Origin of the sequence: Flavobacterium sp. (assembly GCF_029242675.1) — a bacterium.
In the GTDB taxonomy this organism is placed as follows: Bacteria; Bacteroidota; Bacteroidia; order Flavobacteriales; family Flavobacteriaceae; genus Flavobacterium.
Map to the genome: position 1 here is coordinate 1 of NZ_JAQWTM010000371.1, position 9,567 is coordinate 9,567.

Consider the following 9,567-nt stretch of genomic DNA (forward strand, 5'->3'; position numbering starts at 1 on the left):
TTTCAGTGGCTATAGTACGGTTGGTTTAACCGACTTTAGTTTTGAAATTGACGACGAAGGTATTCCTTTTTGGGTAGTTACAAAATACGAAAAAAGAATCGGTTTTAGTGGTAACGAAGCGGTTGGAGTTGTGCTAGTAAATGCTCAGACGGGTGCAACTAAAGAATATTCAATCGCAACAACCCCAACGTGGGTAGACCGAATTCAACCTATTAGTTTTATCGAAGATCAACTAAACGATTGGGGAGAATACGTTCATGGTTACTGGAATTTTTCTAATGCTAATAAACTGCAAATTACAGAAGGTTTAACGCTGGTATACGGAGATGATAATAAATCCTACTGGTACACCGGTTTAACATCGGTAGGGAAAGAGGAGTCAGCAGTAGGTTTTGTTTTAGTAGATACTAGAACTAAGGAAGCTACTTTTTATAAGCAAAGTGGTGCCACCGAATATGCTGCACAAAGCTCTGCGCAGGGTAAAGTACAAGAAAAAGGGTATGAAGCTTCATTGCCAATACCGTATAATATCAACAACATTCCGACCTATGTAATGACTTTAAAGGACAAAGGAGGATTGGTAAAAATGTTCGCTATGGTTGCCATATCTGATTATACTATTGTTGGAGTTGGTAATACCATGCGAGAAGCCCTGACTTCGTTTAAGAATGTCTATAATATGTCAGGCAACAAGATAAACCCTAACAGCGTTTCGAATAAAAAAATCATGAATTCCGTTGTAACCAGAATTCAGAATGATGTAAAGAACGGGAACAGTTTTTACTATTTTAAAATAAAAGATTACCCCAATATTTTTGTAGGTTCGTCTCAAATTTCGAGTCAGCTGCCTGTAACCATGATTGGAGATTCTATAAAAATATCTTTCGATGTAGACACAGAGGAAGTGATTGATGTTTCGACTTTTGAAAACATCAATTTAAAAAAGAAATAATTTTGGTTGATTATTTGTAGTGAAAAGAGGCTGAATTCATTGGTTTGAATTCAGCCTTTTTGTTTTTAAAAATGTAACCTCTTGTTACGCGACTGTGGTATTATTCTAGTAAAATTGTTTTGATGAAAGTTATTAGTAGTTCATAGGAACTTCCATCAGCAGGATTTCGGCTGCTGTATTTGTATGAATTGCTAATTGGTTTACATCTTGTATACCTAAAGCATCTCGGGTATCTAATTCGTGACCGTTTATTGTTAAATTACCTGATAATATAAAGGCGTAAACGCCATTGCCTTCTTTTTTTAAATCGTAGGTAATGCTGCTATTTTTATCAAATTTACCCAAATGAAACCAAGCATCTTGATGAATCCATACTCCTTCATCCTCTGGATTAGGAGATAGGATTTGTTGTAAAGTGTTGATTCGGTCTGCTGGGTCTAGCGAAATTTGTTGGTAACGCGGTGTGACATTTTTTTTATTTGGGAAAAGCCAAATTTGTAATGACTTTGTTTTTAGGTCTGCATTGGGGTTAAACTCACTGTGTTGAATCCCTGTTCCTGCACTCATTACTTGGATATCTCCGTTTTTTATAGTCGCAGCATTTCCCATACTGTCTTTGTGTGCTAAATCACCTTCTAACGGAATTGTAATGATTTCCATGTTGTCGTGCGGGTGTGTGCCAAATCCCATTCCTTCACCAATGATGTCATCGTTTAGAACCCGTAAGGCTCCAAATTGAATTCGGTCTGGGTTGTACCAGCTACCAAAACTAAAACTAAAGTTAGCTTGTAGCCAGCCATGATCAGCATGTCCTCTTGTATTTGCTTTATGTAAAACGGTATTTTCCATTGGATATAATTCTGCAATAGTATAATGCAAAGTTACCTACATTGGTCCCAACGAACCCTTAACCTAGGTTAAGAAAGGTTATGGGTAAAAATTAAATTTTAATGCATCGAAAGAGTGTTGGATTTTAACCGAAAGAGCTAGATGTTCCTGTTGTAAAGGTAGCAGTTCAAAAAAAAGTAGCGCGTCATTAGCTGTAATGCCTTTTCTTTTGCATTGGTTGGTAAGTATAAAATAGGTCTATGCCGCCTGTAGAAAAGGATGATAAATCTCAAACTTAAGGGATTTCTGGAACCAAAATTATAATAGTCACAGCCGATTTAGACTGGTGTTCAAAAGGAATTAGATGCTTTAAAAGCTGAAAGTATATTAATAAGAAGGGGCGTTCAAGTAGTCACACGGTTTCAACTCAATTCCAGTAGAGAGTGAAATTGTCTTTGCCAAGAAGTAGTTTGGTTCTAAGTGTTAGTTTTTTTGAGCTTAGAATTGTTATTGTTTTTGATCCGTTTTCTTCTCTTCGGGTACTAATTTAAAGGATGTCGCCACAAAACGGTCGTTTACCACTGCACCAACTACTTCTGCTTTTCGGATTGCTGCACAAAAACCATCTGCTGCATGCGCATCTCCATGAGAATCTATAGAAGTGCCATCAACAAAGTACGATTTGCCATCAATACGCACCGCTAGGTCGCAGGCATAGCCTTTCATCCCAAATTGGCATTGACCACAAGAAGCTTCAACAATTTGTGCTTTAGGAGCTTCTTTCTTTTCCTGAGCGCTAAGCGATACACTAATCAGTAAGAGGGCTGCAATGATTATTTTTTTCATAATTACGAATTTACTTTGACCAAGGTAGTGATTTTTTTTGCTTTCTCTATTAGTTCTTCAATTGCTGTCTCTGCACTATCATTTACAAGCACCACACCCATTCTTCGGTACGGTCTTGAAGTCGGTTTGCCAAAGATTCTAAAGTCGGTTTTGGGTAAGTAAGCAATTTTTTCTATTCCTGTAAATGTTGGATTAGTGGAATTTTCAGAGGCTAAAATTACAGCGCTTGCTCCCGCTTTTTCCAAAGTGATTTCGAAAATAGGTAGGCTTAGAATAGCTCGTAAATGCAATTCGAATTCATTAAAGTTTTGCGTGCCGGCGAGGGTTACCATTCCAGTATCGTGTGGTCGTGGGGAAAGTTCCGAAAAGTAAACGCCATCATCAGCAAGGAAAAATTCCACTCCAAAAAGTCCTGCGCCACCAAGAGCTTCGGTTACTTTTTCGGCCATGTCTTGGGCTTCGTATAAATCCTTATCCGAAATTCGGGCTGGTTGCCAACTTTCTTGGTAATCTCCTCGTTCCTGGCGGTGACCAATTGGTGCGCAAAATAAGGTTGGATTGTTGTTTTGAGCGACCGTTAATAAGGTGATCTCAGAATTGAATTTCACAAAAGCTTCTACAATAACTTCGACAACATCGCCACGAGAACCTTCTACGGCATAATTCCATGCTTTTTCTATGTCGGCAGTGGTTTTTATAGTCGATTGTCCTTTTCCTGATGAAGACATTAATGGTTTTACTACGCAGGGCATACCTACTGCTTCAACTCCTTTTCGTAATTCCTCGGCAGTTGTAGCATAGCGATAATTAGCTGTTTTTAATCCTAGTTCTTTGGCGGCTAAATCACGAATGGCTTTTCGATTCATTGTAAAGTTGGCCGCTTTCGCAGAAGGGACTACGGTAATGCCTTGTTTTTCGTACTCGTAAAAACGTTCCGTGCGAATTGCTTCTATTTCAGGAACGATAAAATCAGGTTGATGTTTAGCTACAATGCGGTCCAGTTCAGTACCGTCTAGCATATTAATGACTTCAAATCCATGAGCTACCTGCATGGCTGGTGCGTTCTCATAACTGTCTACAGCAATTACGGTTTGCCCGATGCGTTGTGCAGCAATTACAAATTCTTTCCCTAATTCACCGGAGCCTAGCAATAGTATTTTCATTTTTTGAAGTCTTAATTAGTTTGTAAAAATAAGGAATTGCTTTTTTGTCAGTGGGAATTGATGGATTATTTTCTGTTAAAAATAAGATTAGGACGATCAGTCAAATACTTAGTTTGTTCAAAATAACAACCTACCAAAGGATAACTATTTTTATTAGATAAATACTATCTAGAGAAGCGTTCATTAGAAACAAAAAAACCACTTAGTTGGAATATTAAGTGGTATTTTCAAATAGGAGGAACTAAAGATTTAGTTCAGTTTTTTAGCTTTAATTGTCATTAATGCGCTTTTAATTCCGGTTAATTGGTTCGAAATTAAGGCTATTTGATCTGCGCTAAGTTCTTCAATATCTAAAGCAGATTCGTAGCTTGCAATTGCTGATTCTTCGCCAGTGACACAAGCGTTTACGATTGCCTCTACATCGCCACTTGTAAATGATGATTTAATATCGATCCAAGCTCTATGAATCGCGCCTAACACTCCGCCGCCAGAAACATCAGTTGTTTTTCCTAATCGGTTGATTTCATCTTGTAATTCTACAATGTATAAAGCACGTTCGCGAGCAAGTTGTATAAAATCGCTTTTAATAGGAGCGCTTCCTACGTGTTCAGATGCATTGGTATATCCTAGTTTTCCATCTTCAAGAATTTGAATTAATCCTTCTAACGTGCTTAAAACTTTTTCTCTTTTTTCGTCTGTATTTGTCATGATGTTTATTTTTAATGATTTATTCATTACAAAGTTGAGAATATTTTGTTGTTATTATCTTACAGTATTTTTGTTGGTTTTTATAATATTATGAGATTGGTGTTTTCAATAGCTCTTGAATAGGTCTTGAATGCACCTCCTTTATTGGAAGTCTTTTAATGTCGATTGCGATTTTTAGAAGCGTGATTCGCGTGAAGGATAGGAGCGGCATCCTTATATATTGTCCCGATTTTTTCGGGACAATATATAAGATAAAGCGTATAGCCTGACCCTTGGGGCACGCCCAAAAACAACAAAACCCCAAGAAAATCTTGAGGCTTTGTTTGTATTGTGTGAGTTCGATTTTTGAAATTCTAACTTTCGATTTTATGACTTTAGGCTATACTGCTAAAGCCTCTTTAATTCGTTTTAAAGCTTCTGTTAAAATGGCATCACTTGTTGCGTAAGAGAATCGAATACAGTCAGGATTACCAAATGCGTCACCTGTAACTGTTGCCACATTGGCTTCGGCTAATAGGTACATTGATAAATCCATGGAGTTTTTGATTTCAGTTCCTCTCAATGTTTTTCCGAAGAAAGAAGACACATCAGGGAAGACGTAAAATGCGCCCTCAGGAACGTTAATTTTTACTCCAGGAATTTCTCTTAGTAAACCTACCACTAAGTCTCTTCGAGAATGGAAGGCGTCTACCATATGTTTTAATACAGATGGGTCAGCATCGACAGCGGTAATGGTAGCACGCTGCGCAACTGAATTGGCTCCAGAAGTTACTTGACCTTGTATTTTAGTACAGGCTTTAGCAATAAATTCCGGTGCTCCAATATAACCAATGCGGTATCCCGTCATTGCAAATGCTTTGGCAACTCCGTTCACCGTAATTGTTTTTTCAAACATTCCTGGGATCGATCCTATACTACAAAAAGTTCCTGAGAAGTTAATGTGTTCATAGATCTCATCAGCAACAACATATACATGTGGATATTTTTCCAAAACGGCTGCTAGAGCAGTAAGTTCCTCACGGCTATATACCGATCCTGACGGATTGCAAGGGGTAGAGAACCACATCATTTTTGTTTTTGGTGTGATCGCTGCTTCTAATTGTGCAGGTGTAATTTTAAAATCGGTTTCGATAGAGGTCGGAACTTCTACGGGTACACCGCCAGATAATTTTACAATTTCGAAATAAGAAACCCAGTACGGTGCAGGCAAAATAACCTCGTCACCGCCGTTTAACATCACCTGAGCGATATTGTATAAGGATTGTTTTGCTCCTGTAGAAACTACAATTTGCGATGGTTTGTACTCTAAATTATTGTCTCTTTTAAATTTTCGGCAGATAGCCTCTTTCAAGTCTCCATATCCATCTACTGGAGAATAGGTGCTGTAATTGTCATCGATAGCTTGTTTCGCTGCTTCTTTGATGAAGTCAGGCGTATTGAAGTCAGGTTCCCCTAAACTTAAACTGATGATGTCTTTTCCTTGTGCTTTAAGCTCTCTTGCCAAAGCTGCCATTGCTAATGTTTGTGATGTGGCAAGGTTGTTAATTCTGTCTGAAAGTGGATTGCTCATTAATTGTGTGTTGATTCCCTACTTAGTTATTAGCTTATAGGGTAGTTAGTTATAGTTTAGTTGTTCTAGTTCTTGTAGTTATGCCAGCTCCGGTTTCATACCTAGTTCTTTTAAATGCTTAAAGTGCGCAACAACTGCAGCACGCATTGTTTTGTATTCATAATAGGGTAGGTTGCATTCTTGCGCCGTTTCGCGGACAATTTTTGCGATTTTACCGTAGTGAATATGACTGATATGTGGAAAAATATGGTGTTCTATTTGATGGTTTAGTCCGCCAGTGTACCAGTTTACGATTGCATTTTTTGGTGCAAAGTTAGTGGTAGTAAATAATTGGTGAATTGCCCACGTATTATCCATTTCTCCTAATTCGTTAGGTGATGGGTTAATTGTTTCCTCAACAACATGTGCTAGTTGAAAAACAACGCTTAAAATTAATCCCGCTGTGTAGTGCATTACAAAAAATCCGATTAGCACTTTCCACCAAGTGATTCCAATAACGATAGGTAATACAATCCAAATCGATACATAAATTACTTTGGTAATGATCAAAGTAGTCCAAAGTATTTTGGGGCTTTTAGCCTCACCATAGGATAACTTTCTTTTTAAGTAGCTTTTCATTTGCTTGAAATCGGTGGTGATTGCCCAATTAAAAGTCAATAGTCCGTATAAAAATACAGAATAATACTGCTGAAAACGGTGAAAATTATGCCATTTAGCATCCTTGGTAAAGCGGATAATTCGTCCTGCATCTAAATCCTCATCGTGTCCTGGGATATTGGTGTAGGTATGGTGCAATACATTGTGTTGGACCTGCCAGTTGTATACGTTTCCTGCCAACACATAAATGGTTCCTCCCATGAATTTATTTACCCAACCTTTGGTAGAGTATGACCCATGATTCCCATCATGCATCACATTCATTCCAACTCCTGCCATACCTATTCCCATGACAATCGTCAATAGTAAATGGCCCCAAAAAGGTAAGTCTAGTGTTAGGATTAAAAAGTAAGGCGCAAGAAAAACGGCAAAAAGTATGATTGTTTTTAAGTATAACTTCCAGTTTCCTGTTTTTTGCAGGTTATTTTCTTTAAAGTAGTTGTTTACTCGGGAGTTAAGCGTCCTAAAAAATTTTAGAGTATCCTGCTTAGCAAAAGTAGGGGCGATGATATTCATAAGTCAGTAATAAGTTTCAAAGATAATTATTATAAATTTTTGGATATACAAAATTGGCATAAATATTTTAACTGTAAAGTATTACTTTTGTTAAAAAAAATAAAGATGGACGAGATATTGAAGTATTTTCCTAATTTGACTGCTATTCAAATAGAGCAGTTCCAAAAATTAGATTTTTTATACCATGATTGGAATGAAAAAATTAATGTTATTTCTAGAAAAGATATTGACTCGTTATACACTAAACATATTTTACATTCTTTAGGAATTGCTAAAGTTATGAAGTTCGAACCTGGAACCTTTGTGCTAGACGTGGGTACAGGAGGAGGGTTTCCTGGAATTCCGTTAGCGATCCTTTTTCCGGAGACTCGTTTTTATTTAATTGATGTCATTGCCAAAAAAATAAAAGTAGTTCAAGGTGTTATAGACGGTCTTGAATTAAAAAATGTAAAAGCAGAACAACTACGCGCCGAGAACGTAAAAGGAGATTTCGATTTCATTGTTAGTCGTGCGGTAACCAATATGCCTGATTTTGTTTCTTGGATAAAAACCAAAATCAAAAAGCAACAAAAGCATAAATTGAAAAACGGAATCTTATATCTTAAAGGAGGGGATTTAACAGAGGAACTTGCTGCTTTCCCTCAAGCAACAGAATATAATTTAGCCGACTTTTTTGAAGATGAATTCTTTGAAACTAAAAAAGTGGTGCATTTACCGTTGAAGTTTGTGGTATAAACTAATTACTGTTTATGAAAAAAATAATTTTATTACTTTTAGTTTTGTTTATTATATCCTCTTGTGAGGGATCGGATAGTTATCAAGGGAAATGGAAAGCTGTAGATCCAAAAGGAAATAAGTTTGAGATAATTTTTTCTCCCACTGTATTTATAATTAAAGATACTACTGGTAAAATCGACAAGTATAAATATACTCAAAACTCCATAAAATCCGAAAATTCTATTGAAACTTATGGAGTTTTATTAGAAGATGGAAGGGGTTATCAAATTCATTTTCCCCTGAAGGATGAAAGTGTAGGATTAATTTTGGATGAAAATGAAGTTCAAATGTATACTATTAGTAGAAAAGCATACACAACCTATGAAGAACTCTACAAGTTAAATTAATTTTTAATTATAGTATTTCTTTTTAAGTTTTGCTTAGTAGTGAAATAGGTGAAAAAAAAGTAACCCACAAGGATCAAATTATTTTGAAATCTTGTGGGTATATATTAGTAGGACTAGTTAAGTTCTTTAAGACTTTCGACTTTCAAACTTTAAGACCTTTTTATTCTCCCAAAAATGGGTATCTGTAATCTACTGGAGTAACAAATGTTTCTTTAATAGTTCTTGGCGAAACCCAACGCAATAAGTTCAAAGGTGAACCTGCTTTGTCGTTTGTTCCTGAAGCTCTAGCTCCACCAAATGGTTGTTGTCCTACAACAGCACCTGTTGGTTTGTCATTGATATAGAAGTTACCAGCAGCATTTTGTAATTTTACAGTTGCTACTTCAATTGCGTAACGATCGGTACTGAAAACAGCTCCTGTTAAAGCGTACTCTGAAGTTGAATCAACCAATTCTAAAGTCTCTTCCCATTTTGCATCTTCGTAAACGAAAATCGTCATAACCGGTCCAAATAATTCAGTTTCCATTGTTGAGTAATGCGGATTTGTTGTCACGATAACCGTTGGCTCGATAAAGTACCCAACTGATTTGTCGTAGTTCCCTCCAACGATGATTTCAGCGTCAGCATCTTTTTTAGCTTGGTCAATAAAACTAGCTAGTTTATCAAAAGAACCTTCGTGAATTACTGCAGTAACAAAATTGCTAAAGTCTTCTGGTGAACCCATTTTCATTGATTTTACATCAGTGATAATTTGCTCTTTCACAGCTGGCCACATACTTTGCGGAACGTAAGCTCTCGATGCCGCTGAACATTTTTGACCTTGAAATTCAAAAGCTCCACGTACAATTCCTGTAGAAACTTGTTTAGGGTTAGCGCTAGAGTGAGCGATGATGAAATCTTTTCCTCCAGTTTCTCCTACGATTCTTGGGTAAGTCTTATAGTGGTGGATGTTTGTTCCTATTTTTGCCCAGATATCTTTAAATACGTGAGTTGAACCCGTAAAGTGTAATCCTGCGAAGTCACGGCTAGCTAGTACAGTATCGGTTACCATTAAAGCGTCTCCAAAAACTACGTTGATAACGCCATCAGGAACTCCCGCTTCTTTGAAAACTTCGATAATAATTTGAGCTGAGAATACTTGACTATCACTTGGTTTCCATACCACAACATTACCCATCATTGCAGCACTCGCTGGTAGATTGG

At 37.0% G+C, this 9,567-nt stretch carries 9 protein-coding genes and 1 pseudogene; 3 read left to right on the forward strand and 7 right to left on the reverse strand.

What is annotated here, in order from left to right:
* Positions 1–952, forward strand: a pseudogene (locus P8M54_RS13660) (hypothetical protein); the annotation flags it as partial.
* Between the two features lie 132 nt (positions 953–1,084).
* On the opposite strand, the gene P8M54_RS13665 reads toward P8M54_RS13660, so the two are convergent.
* The 6 genes from P8M54_RS13665 to P8M54_RS13690 all read right to left on the reverse strand — a co-directional run bounded on the left by P8M54_RS13665 (position 1,085) and on the right by P8M54_RS13690 (position 7,240).
* Positions 1,085–1,801, reverse strand: coding sequence for a pirin family protein (locus P8M54_RS13665; protein WP_300288505.1), 717 nt, complete (start codon positions 1,799–1,801; stop codon positions 1,085–1,087).
* A 486-nt stretch (positions 1,802–2,287) separates the two neighbouring features.
* The gene (locus P8M54_RS13670) at positions 2,288–2,626 is read right to left on the reverse strand and encodes a DUF6370 family protein (RefSeq protein WP_300288506.1); all 339 of its coding nucleotides are present in this window, start codon (positions 2,624–2,626) and stop codon (positions 2,288–2,290) included.
* A gap of 2 nt (positions 2,627–2,628) precedes the next feature.
* On the reverse strand, positions 2,629–3,789 hold the full coding sequence (purT, locus tag P8M54_RS13675) for a formate-dependent phosphoribosylglycinamide formyltransferase (protein WP_300288508.1): 1,161 nt from the start codon (positions 3,787–3,789) through the stop codon (positions 2,629–2,631).
* 249 nt (positions 3,790–4,038) lie between these two features.
* On the reverse strand, positions 4,039–4,497 hold the full coding sequence (locus P8M54_RS13680; protein WP_300288509.1) for a PA2169 family four-helix-bundle protein: 459 nt from the start codon (positions 4,495–4,497) through the stop codon (positions 4,039–4,041).
* Positions 4,498–4,876: 379 nt separating this feature from the next.
* Positions 4,877–6,067, reverse strand: coding sequence for a pyridoxal phosphate-dependent aminotransferase (locus P8M54_RS13685; RefSeq protein ID WP_300288510.1), 1,191 nt, complete (start codon positions 6,065–6,067; stop codon positions 4,877–4,879).
* Positions 6,068–6,145: 78 nt separating this feature from the next.
* Positions 6,146–7,240 (reverse strand): acyl-CoA desaturase, encoded by a 1,095-nt coding sequence (locus P8M54_RS13690; protein WP_300288511.1) that lies wholly within the window; start codon positions 7,238–7,240, stop codon positions 6,146–6,148.
* Positions 7,241–7,345: 105 nt separating this feature from the next.
* Here P8M54_RS13690 and rsmG point away from each other — a divergent pair, with 105 nt between their 5' ends.
* Together rsmG and P8M54_RS13700 are read left to right on the forward strand one after the other, a co-directional pair.
* Positions 7,346–7,975 carry a 16S rRNA (guanine(527)-N(7))-methyltransferase RsmG gene (gene rsmG, locus P8M54_RS13695; protein WP_300288513.1) on the forward strand — a complete coding sequence of 210 codons (630 nt, stop codon included), beginning with the start codon at positions 7,346–7,348 and terminating at the stop codon, positions 7,973–7,975.
* 14 nt (positions 7,976–7,989) lie between these two features.
* The gene (locus tag P8M54_RS13700) at positions 7,990–8,364 is read left to right on the forward strand and encodes a hypothetical protein (RefSeq protein WP_300288514.1); all 375 of its coding nucleotides are present in this window, start codon (positions 7,990–7,992) and stop codon (positions 8,362–8,364) included.
* A 160-nt stretch (positions 8,365–8,524) separates the two neighbouring features.
* Here P8M54_RS13700 and P8M54_RS13705 read toward each other — a convergent pair.
* Positions 8,525–9,567: aldehyde dehydrogenase family protein (locus P8M54_RS13705; protein WP_300288515.1), on the reverse strand; the 1,043-nt coding region annotated here is incomplete at its 5' end.

What these genes read in the sequence shown, in the direction of transcription:
- P8M54_RS13665 (WP_300288505.1), bottom strand. Translation starts at nt 1,801, where the DNA reads ATGGAAAATACCGTTTTACATAAAGCAAATACAAGAGGACATGCTGAT.
- P8M54_RS13670 (WP_300288506.1), bottom strand. Translation starts at nt 2,626, where the DNA reads ATGAAAAAAATAATCATTGCAGCCCTCTTACTGATTAGTGTATCGCTT.
- purT (WP_300288508.1), bottom strand. Translation starts at nt 3,789, where the DNA reads ATGAAAATACTATTGCTAGGCTCCGGTGAATTAGGGAAAGAATTTGTA.
- P8M54_RS13680 (WP_300288509.1), bottom strand. Translation starts at nt 4,497, where the DNA reads ATGACAAATACAGACGAAAAAAGAGAAAAAGTTTTAAGCACGTTAGAA.
- P8M54_RS13685 (WP_300288510.1), bottom strand. Translation starts at nt 6,067, where the DNA reads ATGAGCAATCCACTTTCAGACAGAATTAACAACCTTGCCACATCACAA.
- P8M54_RS13690 (WP_300288511.1), bottom strand. Translation starts at nt 7,240, where the DNA reads ATGAATATCATCGCCCCTACTTTTGCTAAGCAGGATACTCTAAAATTT.
- rsmG (WP_300288513.1), top strand. Translation starts at nt 7,346, where the DNA reads ATGGACGAGATATTGAAGTATTTTCCTAATTTGACTGCTATTCAAATA.
- P8M54_RS13700 (WP_300288514.1), top strand. Translation starts at nt 7,990, where the DNA reads ATGAAAAAAATAATTTTATTACTTTTAGTTTTGTTTATTATATCCTCT.